Consider the following 23147-nt stretch of genomic DNA (forward strand, 5'->3'; position numbering starts at 1 on the left):
TCGCGGGCAAGCCTCGCTCCTACAGGGTTCACCACCAACCTGACCGGTTTCACATGACCCAAGCACTCATCGAACTGTCCGACCTGGGCTTCAGCTGGCCCGGCCATCCGCCGTTGCTGGACATCCCGGCGTTTCGTTTGGAACCCGGTGAAACCCTGTTCCTCAAAGGCCCCAGCGGCAGTGGCAAGACCACCCTGCTCGGCCTGCTCGGTGGTGTACAAAAGCCCGATCGCGGCAGCATTCGCTTGCTGGGCCAGGAACTGACCGAACTCGGCGCCGGTGCGCGTGACCGCTTCCGGGTCGATCACACCGGCTACATTTTCCAGCAGTTCAACTTGCTGCCGTTCCTCTCGGTGCGCGAGAACGTCGAATTGCCCTGCCACTTCTCCAGGTTGCGCGCCCAACGTGCGAAACAGCGCCACGGCAGCGTCGACCAGGCCGCCGCCACTTTGCTGGCTCACTTGGGCCTGAAGGATGAAAGCCTCCTCAGCCGTCGCGCCGATTCGCTGTCCATCGGCCAACAGCAACGGGTCGCTGCCGCACGCGCGTTAATTGGTCAGCCGGAACTGGTGATCGCCGACGAACCGACCTCGGCCCTGGACTACGACGCTCGGGAAAACTTCATTCGCCTGCTGTTCGCCGAATGCCGTGAGGCCGGTTCGAGCCTGTTGTTTGTCAGCCACGACCAAAGCCTCGCGCCGCTGTTCGATCGCCATCTGTCGCTGGCTGAACTCAATCGCGCCGCCACCCCGTTCGAGGTCTGAGATGTATTTGTTTCGTCTAGCCATGGCCAGCCTGGCTAACCGCCGCTTCACCGCGATCCTCACCGCGTTCGCCATCGCCCTCTCGGTCTGCCTGCTGCTGGCGGTGGAACGGGTGCGCACCGAAGCCAAGGCCAGTTTCGCCAGCACCATCAGCGGCACCGACCTGATCGTCGGCGCACGTTCCGGTTCGGTGAACCTGTTGCTGTACTCGGTGTTCCGTATCGGCAACGCCACCAACAACATCCGCTGGGACAGCTTCGAACACTTCGCCAACAACCCGAAAGTGAAGTGGGCGATCCCGATGTCCCTCGGCGATTCCCATCGTGGTTACCGCGTGATGGGCACCACCGAGGCGTACTTCGAGCACTACCAATATGGCCACCAGCAACACCTGGAAGTGGCCGACGGTCGCGCCTTCACCACCGACCCATTCGAAGTCGTGCTCGGCGCCGAAGTGGCCGACGCCCTGCACTACAAACTCGGCGACAAACTGGTGCTGGCCCACGGCGTGGCGGTGATCAGCCTGGTCAAGCACGACGACAAACCGTTCACCGTGGTCGGCATTCTCAAACGCACTGGCACCCCGGTGGACCGCACGCTGCACATCAGCCTCGGCGGTATGGAAGCGATCCACGTCGACTGGCACAACGGCGTGCCGGCCCAGGGCAAGGGCCGGATCAGTGCCGATCAGGCACGCAACATGGACCTGACGCCGCAAGCGATCACCGCGTTCATGCTGGGCCTCAACAGCAAGATTTCGACCTTCGCCGTGCAGCGCGAGATCAACGAATTCCGTGGCGAGCCGATGTTGGCGATCCTGCCCGGTGTGGCGCTGCAAGAGTTGTGGAGTTTGATGAGCACGGCGGAAAAAGCTTTGTTCGTGGTCTCGCTGTTTGTGGTGCTGACCGGGTTGATCGGCATGCTCACGGCGATTCTCACCAGCCTCAACGAACGACGCCGCGAGATGGCGATTCTGCGCTCGGTCGGCGCCCGGCCGTGGCACATCGCGACATTGCTGGTGCTGGAGGCGTTTGCCTTGGCGCTGTCCGGCGTGATTGCCGGGCTGGGTCTTTTGTATGTGGGCATCGCCCTGGCCCAAGGGTATGTGCAAGCCAATTACGGCTTGTATCTGCCGCTCGCCTGGCCCAGTGAATATGAATGGACGCTGCTCGGTGGCATCCTGATCGCCGCATTGCTGATGGGCAGCGTGCCGGCCTGGCGCGCGTATCGCCAATCCCTGGCCGATGGCCTGTCGATCCGACTATGAGGACGTTAATGATGCCCCGCGCTCTGCTTGCGCTGTTGATGCTTGTCGCCCTGCCGCTGTGGGCGGCCGAGCCGAAAGAGCTGACCTGGTCGGAAATGATCCCGCCGGACGCTGCACCGGAAGTGCCGAACATGACACCGCTGCACGACCTGTCGCAGATGAGCAGCGCCCTTGAGTCGGCGCCCGCCGCTAAACAAGACATGCCCAACGCGCCCGTGGTGAAAAACCTCGACGGGCAGAACATTCGCTTGCCGGGCTACATCGTGCCGCTGGAAGTAAGTGAAGAAGGTCGCACCACGGAGTTTTTGTTGGTGCCGTATTTCGGCGCCTGCATCCATGTGCCGCCACCGCCGTCGAACCAGATCGTGCATGTGAAAAGCGAAGTGGGCGTGAAACTGGATGAGCTGTATCAGCCGTACTGGATCGAGGGGGCGTTGCAGGTCAAAGCGTCGACCAGTGAGCTGGCGGATGCGGGTTATCAGATGGAGGCGGAGAAGATTTATGCGTATGAGCTGCCGGAGTGAATCCGGCAGTTTTGTTTTGACAGTGAGGGCCTCTTCGCGGGCAAGCCTCGCTCCTGCAGGTCATGCGTAGCCCCTGGTAGGAGCGAGGCTTGCCCGCGAAGAGGCCCTCAAAGGCTGCGCAAAAATCAGGCCCATCACTGTTTCATTGAGCTGAATCAAAAGACCGTATCAGACGCCTCCGTACCATTGGACATCGAATACTTTTAACGTCCTTTGGAGCACCCATGCACAAGTCCTTGCTCAGCGCTTCGCTGTTCGCCCTCGCGCTCGCAGCCCCGCTCGCCTACGCCCACGAAGCCGGCGACATCATCGTTCGTGCCGGTGCAATCACCGTCAACCCGAAAGCCGACAGCTCCAGCGTCAAGGTCGATCAAGGCCCGCTGGCCGGCGCAGACCTGGGTGGAAAGGCCACCATGAGCAGCGACACGCAGCTGGGTCTGAACTTCGCCTACATGATCGACAGCCACTGGGGGATCGAGCTGCTGGCCGCCTCGCCCTTCGAGCATGACGTGAAGATCAAAGGCACCGCCCTGGGCGCAGCCAACGGCAAACTCGGCACCCTGAAACACCTGCCGCCAACCTTGAGCGTTGTGTACTACCCGCTGGACGGGAAGTCCGCGTTCCAGCCGTATGTCGGCGCCGGCATCAACTACACCTGGATCTACGACGAGCACGTCGGCAGCGAAGCGCAGGCCAACGGCTTCAGTAATTTCAAGGCGGAAAGCTCTTGGGGCATGGCGTTTCAGGTCGGGGCTGACTACATGCTGACCGATAACGTGATGATCAACGCCCAAGTGCGCTACATCGACATCGACACCACGGCGACCGTGGAAAACAACGCGGTGGCTCCAGGCACTCGAGCCAAGGTCGATGTGGATGTTGATCCGTTCATCTACATGGTTGGCCTGGGTTACAAGTTCTAAGAACCGCAGCCGTAAGGGTGTAGGAGAACGAAAAAAGGCGCCTCGAAAGGCGCCTTTTTCATGACTGCGAAAATCTCAGCGTTCCAACAACCGCGCAAGCCCGACACTCATCGGTGTCTGCTCCGGAAAAGTAAAGCGCTCCAACAACCGCCGATTGTTCGCACGCGAGTGGCGGATGTCACCGGAGCGTGCCGGGCCATAACTCACCGGGGGCAATTGACCGACCACCACCTCCAGTGCTCCAAGCATTTGCTTGAGGGAAGTCGCCTGATTCCAGCCGACATTGACCGCGCCGACGTCGACCTGAGGTTGCTCGATGGCTTGCACCAGCAAGCCCACCAAGTCCTCGACGTAGACGAAATCGCGTGTCTGCTCGCCATCGCCAAACACGGTGATCGGCAGGCCCTTCTGCGCGCGCTCGCTGAAAATACTGATCACGCCGGAATACGGTGAGGACGGATCCTGGCGCGGGCCGAAAATGTTGAAGAAGCGGAAAATCACCGGCTCCAGGGCATGCTGGCGACGGTAGAAATCGAAGTAATACTCGCTGGCCAACTTGTCCGACGCATACGGCGTCAGCGGCGCCTTGGGCGTCTCTTCATCGATCGACTCACCTTCGCCATTGTTGCCGTAGACCGCGGCGCTGGAGGCGTACAGCACGCGCTTGACACCGGCCTGACGCATGGCTTCGCAGACATTCAGCGAACCGATGAAATTGCTCCGGTGGGTCTTCACCGGATCGTCCACCGAGGCCTGCACCGAGGCCACCGCCGCCAGATGCGCCACGGCGCTGCAACCGACCATGGCCTGGGCCACCAGCGCAGCATCGGCGACGTCGCCCACCATCAGTTCGACCCTGGGATTGTCCAGCGGCAGGTTACTGCGTTTGCCAGTGGACAGGTCATCGAGAATGCGCACCGAATGCCCCTTGGTGAGCAAGGCATCGGTCAGGTGCGAGCCGATGAAACCGGCGCCGCCGGTGATTAAAACAGGGCCGTCAGCCATGGCGATAAAACCTATCCAGTAAGCCCGGGAGTGCCGCGCGCCAGGCGCGGGGCTTGATCCCGAAAGTGTGCAGAATTTTCTTGCAGGCCAGCACCGCGTGTTGCGGCTCTTCGGCGGCGTCCGGGCGCGCGGCGTGAGCCTGGGCGGTCGGCGCTTCGATGGCCAGCGGGTGCAGGCTGCGGGCTTCGGTCAGGATCGCCTGACCCAGCGCCAGCGGCGTGGTCGCCTCATGCCCGGCGTAATGGTAGGTGCCCCACAGCGGCGCCGAGCAATCGAGTTGCTTGAGCACCGAAATGATCACCCGCGCCGCGTCGTCGACCGGTGTCGGGTTGCCCCGGCGGTCGTCGGCCATCAGCAATTCCTCCGGCTGTTCGGCGCGAGCGAGGAACCGCCCGAGGGTGCCGTCGGGGCTGTCATCGAGCAGCCAGCCGAATCGCAGCAGCACATGTTGCGGGCAGGTGGCGCGCACGCTTTGTTCGATCCGCCACAAGGCCTGACCGCGCAAGCCCAACGGCACCGGTTCGTCTTTTTCGCTGTAGGCGGTCGCCCGGGAACCGTCGAATACTCGATAGCTCGAAGGTTGCAGCAGCACGATGTTGTGGTGCTGGCACAGTTCGGCCAGACGCTCGACCGCCCGTTCCTGCCCGGCCAGACGCTGTTCACTCACTGTCTCCGCCTGAAACCAGTCGAAGTAGTAGGCGAGATTGATCAGCGCGTCCGGGCGGGTGTCGTCGAGCAGTTGCGTCAGGCTCGCGGCATCCCAGCCGTCTTGCGGTGGGCGGGGGGCGAGGAAACCGATGTCTTCCTCCGCACCGAGGCGAATCAGCGCCTGCCCAAGGGCATTTCCGCCGCCCAGTAACATAAGGCGCATTCGCATAGAGTCAGCAGGCCCAGTCTGATTGGAACGATGGCTTTATCGACAGCGCCCATGGGCGATGTCGTTGATAGTTGCCGGAATCGTTGCATTTTGCGGGTTTAGTGCGCAACCGTCATCCGTAAAGTGTAGATCTACGGGATTTGTAGTGCCTGTTTCGGCCCCTTAGCGGGCAAGCCCGCGATGAGGCCATGAGCAACAACACAAAATCATTGAGTACGCGGCTGCTCCGGCAGCAACACCGGCGAATTCTCCGGCGCCGGGCCCTCGTCTTCCGGTCCGCTCATCGCATGTTTCGGCATCAAAACCTGCTGTGGATAAGTCTGCGCGAAATGCACCCACGGGCTGTTATCCACAAGCTTCTTCAACCGCTGGTTAAACGCCCGGCTCACCGCATATTGTCCACCTGACACCGTGCGGAACTGCGCCGTCAGCACCACGCCGTTGAGGTCCATTTTGTCGACGCCAAACACATCCAGCGGCCCTTGCAGGTTGTACTTGAGAAATGCGTCCTCACGGATCGAATCCCCCGCCTCGCGAATCAACTCAATCGCTTTGTCGACATCGGTGTCGTAGGTGAACTGCACCGAGAAAAACGCATAAGCGAATTGCCGTGATTGGTTGGTCACCGCTTTGATCTGGCCGAACGGCACCGAGTGCACAAAGCCTTTGCCGTCACGCAGGCGCAAGGTGCGGATGGTCAGGCCCTCGACCGTACCGGCATGGCCGGAGTCGAGCACCACCCAGTCGCCGATCGACAGCGTGTCTTCGATGATGATGAACAACCCGGTGATCACGTCCTGCACCAATTGCTGCGAACCGAAACCGATGGCCAGGCCGACCACCCCGGCACCGGCCAGTAACGGCGCGACGTTGATCCCCAGATTGGCCATGGTGGTAATCGCACAGATCACCACCAGGATGATTTTGATCGCATTGCGCAGCAGCGGCAGGATCGTCTTGACCCGCGTACTCGGCTGCGTCGTGCGTTTGTTGACCGGTGGTTTCAGCGCTTCCTGGATCGCTGTATCCAGCACCACCCACAGCAACCAGGTCACCAGAAAGATCAGCCCCATGCTGCTCAACGACTCACTGATCGCCCGCCCTACCGAGTTTTGCTCGGCAAATTCGAACAGCGACACGCCCCATATCCGCCCAAGGATTTCGATGAAGGCAACGGCCATGATGATTCGCAGCAACGCATGCAGCAGACTGAGAAAACGCTCTTTGTAGGCGCTGCTGTGCTGGATCGCTGCGACTTGGCGTGACTTGAACATGTGCTGGAAAATCGTGCTGAGAAACACCGTGGCGATCAGCAGGATGGTGGTGAACAACGCACAGCGCAGGGCTTTCTGATTGTCATCGCCGACGCCGAGCAGGTTGATCGCCGAGACCATCACCATCAGCAGGATCGGCCAGTACCAGAGCCCGGAAAAGATCCGCAGGGATTCTTGCAGCGACGGCTGTTTGAGGCGCTGGGCCAGGGGGCGGTTACGGATCAGATGCGCCACTGGGCGCCTCAGTCGAATCACCAATAAGCCGAAGATGATCGAGACGAAAAAGCCGGTGAGCACAGCAGCGCTGCTGGTGATGTTGCCGCCCAGTTGCCGGGCGATCTGCGGGCTGGTCAACGCATCGCTGAGCGCGGCGAGGAAGCCGATCAGGAACAGCGGCCGGGGGCAGTAGTCGCGGATGATCTGCACCGCGGTGCGCTTGTGGCCGGTGTTGAACATGACGATGACGCAGAGCAGCATCGAGGTCGAGAAAATGCCGCTGCTGGTGGCGTAGGCGAAACACAGCGCCAGCGCACGGCCCACCGAGGCAGGCAGGAAATGGCTGACATAGAGGGTCAACGGCAGACAGATCAGGGCCGGTAGCGTGTAAGGCAACACATAGTTGAGTAAATCCTGGCTACGCTGACGGCTTCGCAGAAAGCGGCCCTGGTTCAAGCGTTTGGCGAGGATCCCGCCAAGCACGGTGAGCAAGGCAAAGCTGCCGAGCCAGACGCCGGACAACATCAGGAAGTCGCCAATCACGCTCCAGCCTGAACGGCTCGAGGGTCGATTGACCAGTTTGTCCACCTCATTCGCCGCCCGATCGGCCCGCAGGCGCCAGGCGTCGACCAGGTTTTCGTTGAGGTCGAGCTTGTCCTGAACGTCGTCGATGCTGGAGCTGATGGCCCCGAGCAGACCACCCTGCACCAGCGGTTCAGGCTTGGCAGGCTCCTCGGCAGCCGCGGGAACACCTGGCAGCGTGACGGCTTCCAACTCGTTGCTGCCAAGAAACAGCAACGCCCCCAGCAGTATCGCGGCCTTGAACTTGAGCAAAACGGGAAGCTCCTTGGGAAGGGTCTGTAAGGAACTGATCGGGAAATGGCGGGCAAGTTCGGTTTTGCCCGCGAGATAACCGTCAGCACATCCCCCTGTGGCGAGGGAGCTGGCTCCCGCTGGGGTGCGAAGCGCCCCCAAAAAAACCTGCAAACCTGGCTCTTCAGATACAGCGTGCGGTATAGCTTTGCGACTGCTGCGCAGCCGAGCGGGAGCAAGCTCCCTCGCCACGGGTTTCATTTCCCTGCGAGATATTTGACCTCAGCGCAAATATCAAATGCCCACCCCTCTATTTTTCCGCACAACCCAAACCCCGACACTGCGCTCCATCAATCAAACCCACCGGAGTTGCAGTCATGCCCATTGCCTTGCTCGCGCTGACCCTCAGCGCCTTCGCCATCGGGACGACCGAGTTCGTCATCGTTGGCCTGTTACCTACCATCGGCGCTGACCTCGGCGTCAGCCTGCCGTCCGCCGGCCTGCTGGTCAGCCTCTACGCCCTGGGTGTTGCCATCGGCGCCCCGGTGCTGACCGCCCTCACCGGCAAGGTCCCGCGTAAATTGCTGCTGTTGTCACTGATGGTGCTGTTCACCCTTGGCAATCTGCTGGCGTGGAAAGCCCCAAGCTATGAATCGCTGATCCTGGCGCGGATCGTCACCGGCCTCGCCCACGGGGTGTTTTTCTCGATTGGCTCAACCATCGCCACCAGCCTGGTGCCGAAGGAAAAAGCCGCCAGCGCGATCGCTATCATGTTCACCGGCCTGACCGTGGCGCTGGTCACCGGTGTGCCGCTGGGGACCTTCATCGGTCAGCATTTCGGCTGGCGTGAAACCTTCCTCGCCGTGTCCGCATTGGCTGTGATCGCCTTTATCGGCAGCCTGCTCTACGTGCCGAAAAACATCGCCCACAGCAAACCCGCTTCGCTCTTGCAGCAATTGCAGGTGCTCAAGCAGCCGCGCTTGCTGCTGGTGTACGCCATGACCGCAGTGGGTTACGGCGGTTCGTTTATCGCTTTCACCTTCCTGGCGCCGATTCTTCAGGACATTTCCGGCTTCAGCGCCGGCACTGTCAGCCTGGTGTTGCTGGTCTACGGCATCTCGGTGGCGGTCGGCAACATCTGGGGCGGCAAACTGGCCGACAAGCGCGGCCCGATCAGCGCCCTGAAAATCATCTTCGCCCTACTCGCTGCCGTGCTATTCGTGCTGACCTTTACCGCCGGCAACCCATGGCTGGCGCTGGCCACCGTGCTGGTCTGGGGCGCAGTGGCATTCGGTAACGTGCCGGGGCTGCAAGTGTATGTGGTGCGTCAGGCCGAGCATCACACCCCGCACGCGGTGGACGTGGCGTCGGGACTGAACATCGCGGCGTTCAACCTCGGCATCGCCGGTGGTGCGTGGGGTGGTGGCTTGATCGTTGCGCATATGGGTTTGATCCACACGGCGTGGATTGGCGGACTGGTGGTGTTGGTGGCGCTGGGTCTGACCGCGTGGAGTGGGCGCCTTGATCGACTCGGGCCGGTGTATGCCGAACCGGTCGAAGGTTCAACCCGCATCGTCGCCGGTCACTAAACCCTGTGGGAGCGGGCTTGCTCGCGAAAGCGGTGTGTCAGCGGCATTAATGTCGACTGACACTCCCTCTTCGCGAGCAAGCCCGCTCCCACAGTAGGTCGGTGTTGTTTTCCGGAGCGCAGACCATCCGTAGCCCCGTCGAAACTTTCTCGGTTGCCCCACGGTCATCAAAAGACAGGGGTAACCGAGGACCATTAGACGGGAGGCGACATGGCGACGATTCACATCGGTATTTCAGGCTGGTGCTACACACCCTGGTGGGGAGGTTTCTACCCGAAGGGGCTGACCCAGAAGTGCGAACTGGAATTCGCGTCACGGGCGGTCAACAGCATCGAAATCAATGGATCGTTTTATGCCCTGCAACGGCCTGAACGTTATGCCCAGTGGCATGCCGAAACCCCAGCGGACTTCATGTTCAGCGTCAAAGCCACCTGTCCCGGTGAACCAGTCGCCGAAGGCGTGCTGTCATGAGCATTTCCGAACCGGTCGGCCGTACCGACGAACAGCAATCCATCATCACCGCCGTGCGCCGTTTCACCGTGCTGACGGTCAATACCCACAAGGGTTTCACCGCGCTCAACCGGCGCTTCATCCTGCCGGAATTGCGCGAAGCGGTGCGCAGCGTGTCTGCCGATGTGGTGTTTTTGCAGGAAGTCCACGGCACCCACGAGCATCATCCGCAGCGTTACAGCAACTGGCCGACGATGCCGCAATACGAATTCCTCGCGGACACCCTGTGGCCGCAGTTTGCCTACGGTCGCAACGCGGTGTACCCCGCGGGTGATCACGGTAATGCGCTGTTGTCGAAATTCCAGATCATTCGCCATGAGAACCTCGACGTCTCGATCAGCGGCCATGAGAACCGCGGCCTCCTGCACTGCGTGCTTCGCCTGCCGGGCGATGGCCGTGAAGTGCACGCCATTTGCGTGCATCTGGGGCTGCGTGAAAGCCACCGGACGGAGCAGCTGAAGTTGCTGGCGCGGCGCCTCGAAGACCTCCCGGCCGACGCCCCGGTGATTGTCGCCGGCGATTTCAACGATTGGCGGCTACGGGCCGATGCATTGCTCAAACCCTGTGGCCTGCGCGAGGTGTTTGCCGAGCATCTGGGTAAACCAGCGCGCAGTTTTCCAGCGCGGTTGCCGGCGTTACGCCTGGACCGCATCTATGTGCGCAACCTCAAGGCCAGCCGTCCACAAGTGCTGGCGGCGCGCCCCTGGTCACACCTTTCCGACCACGCACCGCTATCGGTGGAGATCGAGCTATGAGCAGCGCCCCGATGGAAAAATCCGTTGAACACCTGCCCACCACCCCGCCGGTGCGTGAACCCGGCGTGGTCGACGTTGAATATGGCTGGCAGGGCAACAATCTTGTGGCAATGCTGGAAAACGGCGAAGCCTATTTCCCGCGGGTGTTCGAGGCCATGCGCCAGGCCAAGACTGAAATCCTCCTGGAAACCTTCATTGTGTTCGAGGACAAGGTCGGCAATGAGCTGCAACAAGTGCTGATCGAAGCCGCCCAACGCGGTGTGCGGGTCAGCGCCAGTCTCGACGGGTTTGGCTGCGGCGAGTTGAGCACCGGGTACCTCACTGCGTTGAGCCAGGCCGGCGTGCGCCTGCAAATGTTCGATCCTGCACCCAAGCACCTGGGCATCCGCACCAACTGGTTCCGCCGTCTGCACCGCAAGATCGTGGTGGTGGACGGTACGATTGCGTTCATCGGCGGGATCAACTTTTCCGCCGACCACCTGGCCGACTTCGGCCCCGAGGCCAAGCAGGATTACTCCGTTGAAGTGCAAGGCCCTGCGGTGGCCGACATTCACCACTTCGCGCTGCTGCAAAGTGGCCGCCCGGCCCGCGCCAAGTACTGGTGGCAGCGCCGCCGGCAGCGGCGTTCGGAAATGGCGTTCAGCGACCACGACGGCCAGGTTCGGCTGGTGTACCGCGACAACGGCGACCATCAGACGGATATCGAAGAGGTTTACCGCCAGGTGCTGCGCAGTGCCCGGCGCCGCGTCGTAATCGCCAATGCCTACTTCTTTCCGGGTTACCGCTTGCTGCGCGAAATCCGCAATGCCGCTCGCCGTGGCGTGGACGTGCGGCTGATTCTGCAAGGTCAGCCGGACATGCTGGTGGCCAAACTTGCGGCGCGCATGACTTACGATTATTTGCTCAAGTCCGGGGTCAAGATTTACGAATATTGCGACCGTCCCTTGCACGGCAAAGTCGCCCTGGTGGATGAGGACTGGAGCACTGTCGGTTCGAGCAACCTCGACCCCTTGAGCCTGTCCATGAACCTGGAAGCCAATGTGCTGATCCGCGACCGAGCCTTCAACCACGATCTGTTCGAACGGCTTGAGGTGCTGAGCAATAACCACTGCAAGGCCATGTCAGTGGACAAGTCACCACGCGGACGGATCTGGCACATGACCGTCGGCTTTCTGGTGTTTCACTTCCTGAGTCACTTCCCGGCATGGGCCGGTTGGCTGCCGGCGCATAAACCTCGTCTGAAACCCTTCACTCATCCCGCCGGGAGCGACCACCATGGACCGCGTTGAAACGCACTCGGCACCTCACGACGACAGTGCAACACCCGCCCCGGTAGATAAAACACGCTGGAATCGCTGGAAAAAACCGCTGACGATGCTGTTTTTCCTGGCGTTGATCGTGCTGTTGACGATGCTTGCCCAGCGCATCGAATGGGATGAAGTGTTCCACACCCTGGCCAATTTCAAGGTGCGCACGCTGATCATTGCGTCCGGTCTGACGCTGTTGAGTTTTCTGGTCTACGCCTGTTTTGACCTGATCGGCCGCACCTACATCCGCCAGGACCTGACCTGGAAACAGATCCTGCCGGTAGGAATCATCAGCTACGCCTTCAACCTCAACCTGAGTGCCTGGGTCGGCGGCATTGCCATGCGATATCGCCTGTATTCGCGACTCGGCGTGAGCAAAAGCAACATCGCGAAAATCCTCGGGCTGAGCCTGGCGACCAACTGGTTCGGCTACATGGTCATTGCGGGCGCCGTGTTCAGCAGCGGAATGGTCAGAATGCCACCGGGCTGGAAGTTGAGCAGCGGTGCCTTGCAAGGTGTGGGGGTGTTGTTGCTGCTGGTGAGCGCGGGGTATCTGGCGGCATGCCAGTTCTCCAAGCGTCGGGAATGGGCGATACGCGGGGTGGAAATCAACCTGCCGTCCTTGCGCATGGCGGTACTGCAACTGGCCCTCGGGGCGCTGAACTGGTCGCTGATGGCGGCGGTGATTTTCACGTTGCTGCCGAGCAAGCTGGATTACCCGCTGGTACTGGGCGTGTTGTTGATCAGTGCGATTGCCGGGGTGATTACCCACATTCCTGCCGGGCTTGGGGTCCTGGAGGCGGTGTTTGTGGCGTTGCTGCAGCACGAGGCTTCGCGGGGGAGCCTGGTGGCGGGATTGCTGGCTTATCGCGCGATCTATTTCATCTTGCCGTTGCTGATTACGTTGGTGATGTATTTGGTGGTGGAGGCCAAGGCGAAGTCGCTGCGGATTGCCAAGAAACCTTCTTGAGATTTTTGGTGAGGCTGATGACGCTTTCGCGGGCAAGCCTCGCGCCTACAGATTGGGCGTCGACCACGATATTGCGACACACATAAATCCGTAGGAGCGAGGCTTGCCCGCGAAGAATTCAACGCCGATCTACTTCGATTGAATAATGCTCAACCGCTCACCCACCACCATCTCGGTAATCCAGTCCACCAGAATCGAGGTGTAGGCCTGCTGCGAAACCGGCTCGCTCAACGCGTGATCAGCACCATCGATAATCCGGTGCGTCAGCGAATGTGTCTGCTGGCACGCAGCGCGGTAGCTCATGATCGTCGAGTGAGGCACATAGTCGTCGGTCTCGGACTCCACGAGCAGCACATCCCCAGTGAATTGCGAGCACGCATGCAGGGCGCGATTGCTGTCGGCGCGCACCAGCGTGTTGCGGTAATCGCGCAAATCAGCCTTGTCCAGTTCACGCTTGGGCGTATGCCATTGATCGTCGCGATACAACGCCGGCACCCGCAGCGCCAGCCAGCGCACCGGACGCAATGAAGTCAGAATCGAGGCCAGATAACCGCCATAACTGGTGCCGACCACCGCAACGGCGGAGGTGTCGAGTGCCGGGTGGGCGAGCAAGCGGTCGTATGCCGCCAGCAGGTCGCGCAGGTTATCTTCACGCGTCACCCGAGTCAGCGGGATGCCGGTCCCGCCGGTGTGCCCGCGCAAGTCAAATGTCAGACACACGCACCCCAAACCGGCGATGCCTTTGGCCCGTTCAAGGTCCCGTTCCTGGCTGCCACCCCAACCGTGCACAAACAACACGCCGGGGACTTTCGATTTTGGGCTCAGAAAGGTCCCGATCATCTGTTCATCGTCGATGTCGATCTGAATGGTTTCGCTTCTAGCCGTCATAGGATTTGACCGTCACGTACTTGAGAAGAAAATCGCTGTTTTCCGCCGGCCCGCGATACACCTCGATGGCGTCCGTCGGCAGCGGCTGGTCGATGTAGGTTTCCACCGAAGACACGCAAATCGCGCGCATCCCCGGATCGTTGACGAAGCTCTGCAACGCGGCCACTTCGGCACTGCTGGCACCGCCCATGCGCCAGGACTGTTCGAGCACCCCGCTGCGCTGTTTGCCGCTGCTGTCCAGGCCTTGGGCGATGTCGTAGTTGCGGCGCGAGGCGTAGAAACCGGGATAGGCCTCGTCCGCTGCGCTGTCGAACACTTGCGCCTGCCGGATCGCCAGTTGCACGTCGTCAGGCAGGTCCAGTTTCAGCAGGTCTTCGTAATACCCCTGCACCACCAACAGATTGGAACCTCCATAAACCTGCTCGCCCTGACTGTCTTCGGTCAAGTATTGATCACCGCAATAACTAAGCACCTTGCCGCCGATAAAGCTCTGGCCGACGCTGTGGGTGATCACTTTGTCGAGATCCTGCTCGAGCACCACGCCTTCAGTGAACAGTGCCTTGGCATCGGGGCGCGCCAGAACGGCGTCGAACTGGTCGAGGCTTTTGATCACTTCCTGCCCGCGTCCGGCGCAGGCATGAATCGGCTTGATGCGGATGGGGCCGGTGTAAAGCAAATGCTCCGCTGCCGGTCGCGCATCGTCGAGCGAGAATACGCTGAGGCCATCGAGCACGACGTTGCGCACACGTTCGGAAAAAAGCGCAGACCAACCTTGCGGGGCGTGCGCATTTTTGTTGCGCAACCCGTGGCTGATGGCTTTGGTGCAGATGAAGTCGTGGTCGACGTAACCGCCCCACAGATCCGCTGGCCCTGTGACGCCCAAAGCCTGGGCGGCAGCGACGCCGACCAAGGTCTGAGTCGGCAATAGATAAAGGTCCCGGCCGTTATGAAGTTCTCGGTCGTAACTGCCGCCGAACTTGAGCCCCAGGATTTGCGCCAGCCAGCGGGCCAGCGCGCGATTGGTTTCGACTTCGTGCTGGGGCGCCTCGGGGCGGACCGAGTGGGCGACTACCAGTTTCTTGCGGTTTGTTGGGGTCATGCGTCCCCCTTCAATCTGCGTTTGATGAATGTCGTTAGAGGGGTGCAGAGATCAAGCCAAGGAGCGCTGGTATGAAACGGTTTCCAAATCAGTCAGTTATGGAAAGCGTGATGGCTCCAGGCCTGCTTGATTCTGCACGACAGAGTACTAACTCCATGCATTTTGCACGACTGACTCAGATCCACTGGGCGCGCGGGCTGTGTCGATTCAGCTACCGCGCGACGGCGGCAGTGGGCGTCACGCCAAACCGTGAGCGGTAATCACTCGGCGCCAGCCCGGTGATTTTCTTGAACGTCGCGCGGAACGCGCCCGGATCGTGATACCCCACCGTCCACGCAATGTGATCGATGGTGCCGTTGGTGAACTCAAGCATTTCCCGCGCCTTGCCGACCCGCAGGTGCTGGCAGTACTCGGTGGGTTTCAACCCGGTCGCCGCGCGGAATCGGCGCAGGAACGTGCGCTCTTCCAACCCTGCCCGCTCGGCCATCGCCGTCAGCGATACATCGGTGGCCCCGGTGCTTTGCAGCCAATGTTGAACCTTGAGAATCGACGCATCGCCGTGGCTGAGAATCGGTGAAAAATTGCTGCCGCATTCACTCGCGCTGTCGCTGTGCTCCACCACCAGAAAACGCGCGGTGCCGGTGGCGATACTCGGGCCGAGCAGACGGTCTACCAGGCGCAACCCCAGCTCGGACCAGGCCATCAGCCCGGCGGTGGTGATCAGGTCGCCGTCGTCGACGATGGGGGTATCGGCTTTTAACTTGATTGCCGGGTAACGCTCGGCGAAGGTTTTGGCCGAGGTCCAGTGGGTGGTGGCGCTGCGGCCGTCGAGCAAGCCGCTTTCCGCCAGCAGAATCGAGCCCACGCAGACCCCGCCGAGGGTCGCGCCCTGCGCATGTTGCTGACGCATCCAGTGGATCAACCCCCGGGGTGCCTGGCCCTCGGAGAATCCGACAATCGATGGCGGAATCAACACCGCCACCAAGGCGCGGTCTGGCCCCGGATGACTGTCGTACACCCGCTCGGGCGTCTGCTCGCCCTCAACCTGCCAATGGCTGATCCGTAGCAGCGGCAACTGCGCGGCCTGATGCTCGGCGGCTATCCGGTTCGCCACCCCGAACAAGTCCGTCAGCCCATGCACCGCTGCCATCTGCGCGCCGGGATAAATCAGCACGCCGAGTTCGACGATTGCCCTTTCTGCATCCATTGTCAGTTTTCCCCCTTCTATTGTCGGTGCAGCCAATCCTCGGAAGGCCCGCCACAGCCAATACTTCGTTCCACACCCAACACACCTATTTCGAGGAAACAGTCATGGCCAAGCAAGCACTCATCGTAGTCGATATCCAAAACGACTACTTCCCTCAAGGCAAGTGGCCGCTGGTCGGCGCAGATGCCGCTGCCGACAACGCCGTCCGTCTGCTCAAAGCCTTTCGCGACGCCGGTGATTCGGTGGTGCACATCCGCCACGAGTTCACCTCCGAAGAAGCCCCCTTCTTCACCCCGGGTTCCGAAGGCGCGAAGCTGCACCCCAAAGTTCTGAACCGTGCCGATGAGCCGGTGGTGCTCAAGCACTTCGTCAACTCGTTTCGTGAAACTGAACTGAAATCGATCCTCGACGAGCAAGGCATCGAGGAACTGGTGGTCGTCGGCAGCATGAGCCATATGTGCGTCGACGGCATTACCCGCGCCGCAGCTGATTTCGGCTACACCGTCACCGTGATCCACGACGCCTGTGCCTCACGCGATCTGGAATTCAAGGGCGTCACGGTACCCGCCGCCCACGTTCACGCCGCCTTCATGTCGGCCCTGGGTTTCGCCTACGCGAGCGTGATTTCCACTGACGAATTCCTGGCGGCTAACCGCTAACCACGTAACGTATTGATCAAATTCCAAAAAGGGCCCGCCGCGCTTGAGCGCCGCGGGCCTTTTTCGTGGAGCGAAAAATGTATGACAAAAAATCTCACGCGTGAGCTATTGAGCATGGCAAAAATTGCCTGTAGTGTTTCTCACGCGTGAGTTTTTCACAACGAGGTCAGCCCCATGAAAAGCAGCTCTCCATCGAGTCCTCCCACGGGGCTCGATAACGATTCAGCAAGCCGCAAGGGAGAGCGCTCGAAACCGTCTGCGAAAAAACCATCGAGCTTCTACATGAAGCAGATGCGCGCGGGCCTGGGTGCCGCCGGTTATGTGAAACACGAGACTTGGGTGCTTCCCGAAAACCGAAGCCTGCTCAAGCAGATGGAGAAACAGCTTCGCCAACCGATTCTGGCTGGCTCATTCATGTCGGAGAATTACATGAGCGCAGGTACAAACTGGAACATCGATCGCCTCTTCAGCGCCCTTCAAGCCCTGGACGAAGTGGTTTCAAACGACATCACGCTTTCTCTCGTTCAAGGCTCCGAGTCCAGCATCAAGCTGGAAATGAACGACTTCGGTGGCTTGCCGATTTACATCGCGGTGGTGGGTGAACAGATCATCGTCGATACCGTTCTGGTCGACATCGAGTCCATCAACGATGTACCGGCCTTCAACGACGCCGTGCTGCGCAGCCGGGAAATGTTCCCGCTGTCCTCGATCGGTATCGAGTCCATGCCGAACGGGCAGATTGTCTACAACATGTTCGGCGCCCTGAGCTCCGACTCCAGCCTGACGAACATCGTGACCGAGGTGAAAACCCTGGTCGATAACGTCCAGCGCGCCAGCGAAGCCTTCGAACGTTTCTTCAATTAATTATTCGGTAACAGGAAATATCCAATGACTCAGTCCATCTGGAGCAAATTGTTCACCGCGCTGCGTGGCGGTGCCAACGAAGTCGGCGAATCGATCGTCGACCAACAGGCCCTGCGCATCCTCGACCAGGAAATTCGCGATGCTGACAGCGCCCTGGCCAACGCCAAGCGTGAGCTGGTCACCATCATGGCCAAGCACAAACTGTCGGCTGATCGCGTCAGCGAGTACAACGCCAAGATCAAGGACCTGGAATCCAAGGCTCTTGCCGCCATCCAGGCCAACCGCGAAGACCTGGCCCTGGAAGTGGCCGAAGCCATTTCGACCCTGACCAACGAGCTGGATGTCGAGCAAAAGCAGGCCACCGAATTTGGCGGCTATGCGGAAAACATGCGCAAAGACATCACCAAGGCCGAAAACCGCATCAAAAGCCTGCGCCAGCAAGTGGACATGGCCAAGGCCCGCGAAAGCGTGCAGAAAGCCCAGGTCAGCGCTTCGATTGCCAGTGGCGGCGCCAACGGCAAGCTGGAGACCGCCGTCGGTACGCTGAACCGCCTGCAGGCCAAGCAGCAGCAACGCGCGGCTGAACTGGAAGCTCAGGACCAACTGGCCGATGCGTCGACCGGTACTGACCTGGAACGCAAACTGCGCGACGCCGGCATCACCCCGGACGCCGGCAGCGCCAATGCGATCCTGGAACGCCTGAAGCAAAAATCGGCCGAATAACCGACTCTCGGGTCGAACGCATAACCTGTGGGAGCTAGCCTGCTAGCGATTGCGGTTTGTCAGACAACATTGATGTCGACTGACACTCCCCCATCGCGAGCAGGCTCGCTCCCACAATAGATTGCGTTTCAGTTTTCAGTGAATCGAGGTCAAGGATGGATGCCCTGAAGGGTTTCAAGACAATCGCAGGCCTGGCGCTTTTCATGGTCGCGTTGCAACTGTTCAACGTCGCGACCGGCTACAGCCTTATGTCCTTCGGACTGATCCCGAGAACCGTGCACGGACTGCTCGGCATCATCACTTCGCCTTTCCTGCACGCTTCTTTTGCACACCTGAGCGCGAACCTGGTTGCCTTTTTGATCCTGGGCACCCTGGTCATTGTCGAAGGGCTCAACCGGTTCATTGCCGTCAGTGCGATCATTATTCTGCTGGGCGGCTCGCTGGTCTGGCTGTTCGGTTTTACAGGCGTACACATCGGCGCCAGCGGCTGGGTATTCGGGCTATGGGCGTACCTCCTGTCCCGCGCCTGGTTTCACAGGAGCTGGGGCAATCTGATAACGGCCGGCGTCGTGGCCCTGCTCTACGGCGGTCTGATTTTTGGCTTCCTGCCTCGCCAGGGTGTTTCCTTCGAAGGCCATCTGTTTGGTGCACTCGCCGGATTAATTGCAGCCAAGGTACTTTTCTCGGCGCCGCGCAGCAGGTTTAATGCCGCCGGTTGAACGCACTTGCGCATTCAGACGCCGAGGCGATGAAGTCGCCAGGAACAAGTACCCACGGAGTCAGGGACGAAATGTCGATTTTCCTTTTATTGCGCATGTATGCCTCGTCCCTCTTCCACCGTTTCGGCTGGGCAGGCCTGGTCATTGCCTTGGGCGTACACCTGATCACGGCGTATCTGGGCCTGGTGTTACTGGGCGAACAACACCTCACCGCCCCCGCCACGTTTACTTACTTCTATCTGACCACCACACTCACCGTCGGCTATGGCGATCTCGCGCCGCAGACAGCGGCGGGACGGATTTTCGTGGCCACCTGGGTCATGCTCGGGGGCATTGCGCTGCTGACGGCAGCCATCGGCAAAACCACCAGCAGCGTCATCGATGCATGGAGAAAAGGCATGAAGGGCAAAGGCGATTTCACCGGCAAGGTCGGCCATACGGTTCTCATCGGCTGGGAAGGCGCGTCCAGCGAACGGGTCATTGAGTTGTTGCTTCAGGACGAAACCTCGAACGACAACCTGATCGTCATTTGCGATTGCACCCTCGAAGAAAACCCGATGCCGGGCAAAGCGAGCTTCATCAAAGGTGAAAGCCTGTCCTCCGTGGCCTTGTTGCTGCGCGCCGGTGTTCCGGGTGCCGAACGCGTTCTGGTGCGAACCCATTCAGACGACCTGACCCTGGCCACCGTGCTGGCGGTCAATCAACTGAAGCCTGTCGGGCATGTGGTCGCCCACTTCAATGACAGTGAAGTCGCAGCGCTCGCCAGCGCCTACGCACCCAGCCTGGAATGCACCTCAAGCATGGCCATCGAGATGCTGGTGCGCGCCTCTCAGGATCCGGGCTCGTCAGTGGTCATCAACGAACTGCTGTGCGTGGGTCAAGGCGCCACTCAATACCTGATGAAACTGCCCGAGGCCTTTGAAGCGACGTTTGGCGATCTGTACACACGGATGAAAGAACATCACAACGCCACGCTCATCGGCTATCGCGCCAAGGGCGCCCGACAACCGTCGATCAACCCGCCCGGCGCCACCCGCGTTGAGGGCGGCGAACTCTTCTACATCGCCTCCACTCGCCTCAAGGAAATCTCCAATGGGATGGTTTAAACAGTTGATGGGGCTTGAGGCCCCGAACGCGACGACAGAATCGAAATGGACCGCCAGCGAAACCCCGCCTCCGGCCACTGGCCCATTGGGGCTGGGATTGGGCAAGGGCGTGATGTTCGACACCACCCTGAAATTGCTGCTCGACGGAAATACCACGGTGACGATTCCGGGCTCCCAGCAGATCTGGAGCAGCGGCACCGTCGATCTCGGGCAGTCGACCTGGCTGTCGCGCTATTACATGAACGACGAAGACTACTGGCTGCAGGTGCACACCACCGGCGAGATCGCCGGGCAGGTCGAGTCGGTGATCCTGTTCAATTACCTCAGTTACATCACCATCAGCAGTGAAGCGGAGCTGCGCCGACTGGCCGGTCCGCAGAGCCTGATCGGCCTGCCGACCTACTCCCATAACGGCGTCGAATACACCCGCGAATGGGGCACCGAGGATGGCCAGACAGAATTGGTGGCGCTGAGCGAACAGCTGAAAAATCCGGACGAGTCCTACGGTATCGAGCACCGTTCGATGCTGTACGCCCGCGAAACCGGCCTGACCGATCGCCGGGAATTCCTCCTGTTTTCCGTTGAAGAAGACGCCGAAGGCACCATCAGTTTGAGCACCTCGCTTGGCATCTCGCTGTACACAACCGACCTGAACACGCTCTGAAAAAGGAAGAAGTCCATGCTAGAAGCACTCTCCATCTCGTTGAACAAAGCCGCCGTGTTCGGCTTTGTTTCTTACATCCTCGGCGCTGCCGTTCTGTTCGCGCTGTTCCAGTTCATCTACACCCGCATCACCCCGCACAAGGAATTCGAACTGATCCGTTCCGGCAACGTGGCGGCTGCAATTGCCTTGGGCGGCGCCATCATCGGTTTCGCCATTCCGGCCAGCAATGTGATTGCCTACTCGATCAGCATCCTCGACTTCGTCGTCTGGGCGGTGATCGCTGCCCTCGTACAATTGCTGGCGTTCCTGGTGACCAGCCTGGTGCTCAAAGGCACCTCCGAGCGCATCAAGAAAGGTGAAATCGCGGCCGGCATCTACGTGGCAGCCGTGGCCATCAGCGTCGGCATGTTGAACGCCGCGTGCATGACCCCTTCCCAGAACTGATTGCGCCCGGAGATCCCGATGAAACGAAGCAAGTACGTTCAGCTTTCGCTGGCAGCGTCGGTCGCCATGGCGATATCAGGCTGCGGGCCGACGGAAAAAACCTACGCGGTGCAGAAGAAGTACAACTTCCAGTCCGTTCAGCAGTGCGCCGATGAAAAGCTTCCGGTGGATGTCTGCTCAGACGCCTACATGACAGCCATGACCGAGCACCGCCGCATAGCGCCGGTGTACGACAACCAGGCCGATTGCGATGCCGACTTTGTCGCCGACTGGTGCCAGCAGGACTCCACCGGCAAGTTCATCCCCAAGCTGGGCGGGTTCGAACTGACCGCCGATGGCCAAGTGACGCAATCCCAGGTGGACGCGGCCAAGGCGCAACTACCCGCCTCGGAAGCGGCGAACAGTGGAGGCTCGGGCTTTTCCACCAGCAGCCTGCTGACCGGCCTGCTGATCGGCAACATGTTGAGCAGCAACCGCAACAGCTACTACTCCGAGCCGGTTTACCGTTATCGCGATGATCGCGGAAATTACGGTTCATCAACGCTCAACCAGCGGATTTCAAAGGGCTCGACGTTTACCAAGTCCAATCAGGCGAGGTACGGCAGCAGCAATTACGCCGACTCGGTCCGTTCCTCTACCAGCAAGCCGATCTCCGCGGCCTCGTCCACTTCCCGTGGCGGCTTCGGCAGTAAGGCCAGCGCACGCAGCGGCTGGGGCGGCGGCGGGTCGAGCAGTTAAGGAAACCGGGCCATGAAGAAGATCCATTGCGCAGAGCGTGCTGACTGGAAACAGACCGCCGAGAATCTTGGCTTTCTGTTCCACACCATCGACAACGAGCCCTACTGGGACGAGAGCGCGTATTACCAGTTCTCGCTCAAGCAGATCGAGAACGATCTCGAAGACCCGACCACCGAGATTCATGAGATGTGCATGGACCTGGTGGCCCGTGTGGTTCAGAGCGAGGAGCTGCTGGAACGCCTGAGCATCCCCGCGCCTTTCTTCGACATGATTCGCACGTCATGGCTCGAAGGCCACCCGCACCTGTACGGGCGCATGGACTTCTCCTACAACGGCACCGGGCCCGCCAAGTTGCTGGAACTCAACTACGACACGCCGACCAGCCTGTATGAGGCCGCGGCGTTTCAGTGGGGTTGGCTGGAGCAATGCATCGAACGCGGCTTGCTGCCCAAGCACGCCGACCAGTTCAACAGCATCGACACCAAACTGCATCAGGCCTTCGCTCAATTGCAGCTCAAACAGCCCTTCTACTTCGCCTCGATGAAAGACTCGGTCGAAGACAAGGGCACCACAGACTACCTGCGACTGGTGGCGGAAAAGGTCGGCATCGAATCACGCCACATCGATATCGAAGACATCGGCCTGACCAGTGATGGACGTTTCGTCGACCTTGAGGACCGCTGGATTCCCCACCTGTTCAAGCTGCACGCCTGGGAGTTCATCTTCCACGAACCCTTTGGTGCAGCGATTGCCCAGAGTGATACGCAGTTTTTCGAACCGGCCTGGAAATCCATCATTTCCAACAAAGGCATCCTGCCGCTGTTGTGGGAGTTCAACAAAGGTCACCCGAACCTGCTCGCGGCCCACCTCGATACCGAACCGGGCAAAGCCGTGCCGAAAGGCTGGGTGCGCAAGCCGTTCTTCTCGCGGGAAGGCGCAAACATCGAGTTGCAAACCGCTGACGGTCTGATCGTGAAAGAGGACGGGCCCTACACCGATGCGCCGTTTATCCTTCAGGAATTCGCGCCGCTGCCGCAGTTTGGTGACAGCTTTACTTTGATTGGCTCCTGGGTGGTCGGAGATCAAGCGGCGGGGATCGGCGTGCGTGAGGACAACAGCTTGATCACCAAGGATTCGAGCCGGTTCTTGCCGCATCTGATACTCGACTGACCCCTCCATCGCCCACTAAAAAGGCCCGGTGTGGACATATCGACAGACGCCCGCAAGACTTATGGCTGAAAT

General features: G+C 60.3%; 23 protein-coding genes and 1 pseudogene. 18 read left to right on the top strand and 6 right to left on the bottom strand.

Going from position 1 to position 23147, the window contains the following annotated elements:
* The first annotated feature begins 53 nt into the window (after positions 1-53).
* The 4 genes from ACA051_RS26295 to ACA051_RS26310 all read left to right on the top strand — a co-directional run bounded on the left by ACA051_RS26295 (position 54) and on the right by ACA051_RS26310 (position 3478).
* Positions 54-764 (top strand): ABC transporter ATP-binding protein, encoded by a 711-nt coding sequence (locus tag ACA051_RS26295; protein WP_497305803.1) that lies wholly within the window; start codon positions 54-56, stop codon positions 762-764.
* Between the two features lies 1 nt (position 765).
* Positions 766-2031, top strand: coding sequence for an ABC transporter permease (locus ACA051_RS26300; RefSeq protein ID WP_497305805.1), 1266 nt, complete (start codon positions 766-768; stop codon positions 2029-2031).
* Between the two features lie 11 nt (positions 2032-2042).
* Positions 2043-2555: a DUF3299 domain-containing protein gene (locus ACA051_RS26305; protein WP_497305807.1), complete on the top strand. Its 513-nt coding sequence runs from the start codon at positions 2043-2045 to the stop codon at positions 2553-2555.
* A gap of 224 nt (positions 2556-2779) precedes the next feature.
* Positions 2780-3478 carry an OmpW/AlkL family protein gene (locus ACA051_RS26310; protein ID WP_497305809.1) on the top strand — a complete coding sequence of 233 codons (699 nt, stop codon included), beginning with the start codon at positions 2780-2782 and terminating at the stop codon, positions 3476-3478.
* Between the two features lie 75 nt (positions 3479-3553).
* Here the strand turns inward: ACA051_RS26310 and pgnE are convergent, their stop codons facing one another.
* From pgnE to ACA051_RS26325, 3 genes are all read right to left on the bottom strand, one after another.
* Complete coding sequence (gene pgnE, locus ACA051_RS26315; protein ID WP_497305811.1) at positions 3554-4483, bottom strand: UDP-N-acetylglucosamine epimerase PgnE; 930 nt, start codon at positions 4481-4483, stop codon at positions 3554-3556.
* Positions 4476-5360 (bottom strand): sugar nucleotide-binding protein, encoded by an 885-nt coding sequence (locus ACA051_RS26320; RefSeq protein WP_497372492.1) that lies wholly within the window; start codon positions 5358-5360, stop codon positions 4476-4478. The genes pgnE and ACA051_RS26320 overlap by 8 nt, the downstream gene beginning before the upstream one ends.
* Positions 5361-5566: 206 nt before the next feature.
* Positions 5567-7684, bottom strand: a complete 2118-nt coding sequence (locus tag ACA051_RS26325) for a mechanosensitive ion channel family protein (protein WP_497372494.1) — start codon at positions 7682-7684, stop codon at positions 5567-5569.
* A 356-nt stretch (positions 7685-8040) separates the two neighbouring features.
* Here ACA051_RS26325 and ACA051_RS26330 point away from each other — a divergent pair, with 356 nt between their 5' ends.
* The 5 genes and pseudogenes from ACA051_RS26330 to ACA051_RS26350 all read left to right on the top strand — a co-directional run bounded on the left by ACA051_RS26330 (position 8041) and on the right by ACA051_RS26350 (position 12794).
* Positions 8041-9252 (top strand): MFS transporter, encoded by a 1212-nt coding sequence (locus tag ACA051_RS26330; RefSeq protein ID WP_497372496.1) that lies wholly within the window; start codon positions 8041-8043, stop codon positions 9250-9252.
* A gap of 210 nt (positions 9253-9462) precedes the next feature.
* Positions 9463-9681: pseudogene (locus ACA051_RS26335) on the top strand (DUF72 domain-containing protein); the annotation flags it as partial.
* Between the two features lie 38 nt (positions 9682-9719).
* Positions 9720-10517 (top strand): endonuclease/exonuclease/phosphatase family protein, encoded by a 798-nt coding sequence (locus tag ACA051_RS26340; RefSeq protein ID WP_497305819.1) that lies wholly within the window; start codon positions 9720-9722, stop codon positions 10515-10517.
* The gene (clsB, locus tag ACA051_RS26345; RefSeq protein ID WP_497372498.1) at positions 10514-11806 is read left to right on the top strand and encodes a cardiolipin synthase ClsB; all 1293 of its coding nucleotides are present in this window, start codon (positions 10514-10516) and stop codon (positions 11804-11806) included. Before ACA051_RS26340 ends, clsB begins: the two co-directional genes overlap by 4 nt.
* On the top strand, positions 11793-12794 hold the full coding sequence (locus tag ACA051_RS26350) for a lysylphosphatidylglycerol synthase domain-containing protein (RefSeq protein ID WP_497305822.1): 1002 nt from the start codon (positions 11793-11795) through the stop codon (positions 12792-12794). Before clsB ends, ACA051_RS26350 begins: the two co-directional genes overlap by 14 nt.
* 129 nt (positions 12795-12923) lie before the next feature.
* Here the strand turns inward: ACA051_RS26350 and ACA051_RS26355 are convergent, their stop codons facing one another.
* From ACA051_RS26355 to ACA051_RS26365, 3 genes are all read right to left on the bottom strand, one after another.
* Positions 12924-13682, bottom strand: coding sequence for an alpha/beta hydrolase family protein (locus ACA051_RS26355; RefSeq protein WP_497305824.1), 759 nt, complete (start codon positions 13680-13682; stop codon positions 12924-12926).
* The gene (locus tag ACA051_RS26360) at positions 13672-14781 is read right to left on the bottom strand and encodes a DUF3182 family protein (protein ID WP_497372500.1); all 1110 of its coding nucleotides are present in this window, start codon (positions 14779-14781) and stop codon (positions 13672-13674) included. Before ACA051_RS26360 ends, ACA051_RS26355 begins: the two co-directional genes overlap by 11 nt.
* Before the next feature lie 211 nt (positions 14782-14992).
* Positions 14993-15988, bottom strand: a complete 996-nt coding sequence (locus ACA051_RS26365) for a GlxA family transcriptional regulator (protein ID WP_497305828.1) — start codon at positions 15986-15988, stop codon at positions 14993-14995.
* A gap of 104 nt (positions 15989-16092) precedes the next feature.
* Here ACA051_RS26365 and ACA051_RS26370 point away from each other — a divergent pair, with 104 nt between their 5' ends.
* The 9 genes from ACA051_RS26370 (at position 16093) to ACA051_RS26410 (ending at position 23075) form a co-directional block, all read left to right on the top strand.
* Entirely contained in the window at positions 16093-16647 is a 555-nt protein-coding gene (locus ACA051_RS26370; protein WP_497372502.1) for a cysteine hydrolase family protein, read from the top strand.
* 282 nt (positions 16648-16929) lie between these two features.
* The gene (locus ACA051_RS26375; protein ID WP_010467297.1) at positions 16930-17511 is read left to right on the top strand and encodes a YjfI family protein; all 582 of its coding nucleotides are present in this window, start codon (positions 16930-16932) and stop codon (positions 17509-17511) included.
* A gap of 24 nt (positions 17512-17535) precedes the next feature.
* Positions 17536-18234, top strand: coding sequence for a PspA/IM30 family protein (locus ACA051_RS26380; protein ID WP_219097497.1), 699 nt, complete (start codon positions 17536-17538; stop codon positions 18232-18234).
* A 155-nt stretch (positions 18235-18389) separates the two neighbouring features.
* Entirely contained in the window at positions 18390-18953 is a 564-nt protein-coding gene (locus ACA051_RS26385; RefSeq protein WP_497305834.1) for a rhomboid family intramembrane serine protease, read from the top strand.
* A 71-nt stretch (positions 18954-19024) separates the two neighbouring features.
* Complete coding sequence (locus tag ACA051_RS26390) at positions 19025-20059, top strand: ion channel (RefSeq protein WP_109635242.1); 1035 nt, start codon at positions 19025-19027, stop codon at positions 20057-20059.
* Complete coding sequence (locus ACA051_RS26395; protein WP_497305837.1) at positions 20046-20723, top strand: DUF2491 family protein; 678 nt, start codon at positions 20046-20048, stop codon at positions 20721-20723. Before ACA051_RS26390 ends, ACA051_RS26395 begins: the two co-directional genes overlap by 14 nt.
* Before the next feature lie 15 nt (positions 20724-20738).
* The gene (locus ACA051_RS26400) at positions 20739-21167 is read left to right on the top strand and encodes a DUF350 domain-containing protein (protein ID WP_010467290.1); all 429 of its coding nucleotides are present in this window, start codon (positions 20739-20741) and stop codon (positions 21165-21167) included.
* Between the two features lie 18 nt (positions 21168-21185).
* A complete protein-coding gene (locus ACA051_RS26405) occupies positions 21186-21905 on the top strand; it encodes a DUF1190 domain-containing protein (protein WP_497305839.1) in 720 nt (239 codons plus the stop codon).
* A 12-nt stretch (positions 21906-21917) separates the two neighbouring features.
* Entirely contained in the window at positions 21918-23075 is a 1158-nt protein-coding gene (locus ACA051_RS26410) for a glutathionylspermidine synthase family protein (RefSeq protein WP_497305841.1), read from the top strand.
* Positions 23076-23147 lie beyond the last annotated feature (72 nt).

The organism is Pseudomonas sp. LBUM1669, from assembly GCF_059695705.1.

Coding starts and splice junctions, on each gene's coding strand:
- ACA051_RS26370 (WP_497372502.1), top strand. CDS start 16,093: ATGGCCAAGCAAGCACTCATCGTAGTCGATATCCAAAACGACTACTTC.
- ACA051_RS26380 (WP_219097497.1), top strand. CDS start 17,536: ATGACTCAGTCCATCTGGAGCAAATTGTTCACCGCGCTGCGTGGCGGT.
- clsB (WP_497372498.1), top strand. CDS start 10,514: ATGAGCAGCGCCCCGATGGAAAAATCCGTTGAACACCTGCCCACCACC.
- ACA051_RS26310 (WP_497305809.1), top strand. CDS start 2,780: ATGCACAAGTCCTTGCTCAGCGCTTCGCTGTTCGCCCTCGCGCTCGCA.
- ACA051_RS26340 (WP_497305819.1), top strand. CDS start 9,720: ATGAGCATTTCCGAACCGGTCGGCCGTACCGACGAACAGCAATCCATC.
- ACA051_RS26305 (WP_497305807.1), top strand. CDS start 2,043: ATGCCCCGCGCTCTGCTTGCGCTGTTGATGCTTGTCGCCCTGCCGCTG.
- ACA051_RS26320 (WP_497372492.1), bottom strand. CDS start 5,360: ATGCGAATGCGCCTTATGTTACTGGGCGGCGGAAATGCCCTTGGGCAG.
- ACA051_RS26400 (WP_010467290.1), top strand. CDS start 20,739: ATGCTAGAAGCACTCTCCATCTCGTTGAACAAAGCCGCCGTGTTCGGC.
- ACA051_RS26375 (WP_010467297.1), top strand. CDS start 16,930: ATGAAGCAGATGCGCGCGGGCCTGGGTGCCGCCGGTTATGTGAAACAC.
- ACA051_RS26360 (WP_497372500.1), bottom strand. CDS start 14,781: ATGACCCCAACAAACCGCAAGAAACTGGTAGTCGCCCACTCGGTCCGC.
- ACA051_RS26385 (WP_497305834.1), top strand. CDS start 18,390: ATGGATGCCCTGAAGGGTTTCAAGACAATCGCAGGCCTGGCGCTTTTC.
- ACA051_RS26330 (WP_497372496.1), top strand. CDS start 8,041: ATGCCCATTGCCTTGCTCGCGCTGACCCTCAGCGCCTTCGCCATCGGG.
- ACA051_RS26350 (WP_497305822.1), top strand. CDS start 11,793: ATGGACCGCGTTGAAACGCACTCGGCACCTCACGACGACAGTGCAACA.
- ACA051_RS26365 (WP_497305828.1), bottom strand. CDS start 15,988: ATGGATGCAGAAAGGGCAATCGTCGAACTCGGCGTGCTGATTTATCCC.
- ACA051_RS26410 (WP_497305841.1), top strand. CDS start 21,918: ATGAAGAAGATCCATTGCGCAGAGCGTGCTGACTGGAAACAGACCGCC.
- ACA051_RS26295 (WP_497305803.1), top strand. CDS start 54: ATGACCCAAGCACTCATCGAACTGTCCGACCTGGGCTTCAGCTGGCCC.
- ACA051_RS26405 (WP_497305839.1), top strand. CDS start 21,186: ATGAAACGAAGCAAGTACGTTCAGCTTTCGCTGGCAGCGTCGGTCGCC.
- ACA051_RS26395 (WP_497305837.1), top strand. CDS start 20,046: ATGGGATGGTTTAAACAGTTGATGGGGCTTGAGGCCCCGAACGCGACG.
- ACA051_RS26355 (WP_497305824.1), bottom strand. CDS start 13,682: ATGACGGCTAGAAGCGAAACCATTCAGATCGACATCGACGATGAACAG.
- ACA051_RS26390 (WP_109635242.1), top strand. CDS start 19,025: ATGTCGATTTTCCTTTTATTGCGCATGTATGCCTCGTCCCTCTTCCAC.
- pgnE (WP_497305811.1), bottom strand. CDS start 4,483: ATGGCTGACGGCCCTGTTTTAATCACCGGCGGCGCCGGTTTCATCGGC.
- ACA051_RS26300 (WP_497305805.1), top strand. CDS start 766: ATGTATTTGTTTCGTCTAGCCATGGCCAGCCTGGCTAACCGCCGCTTC.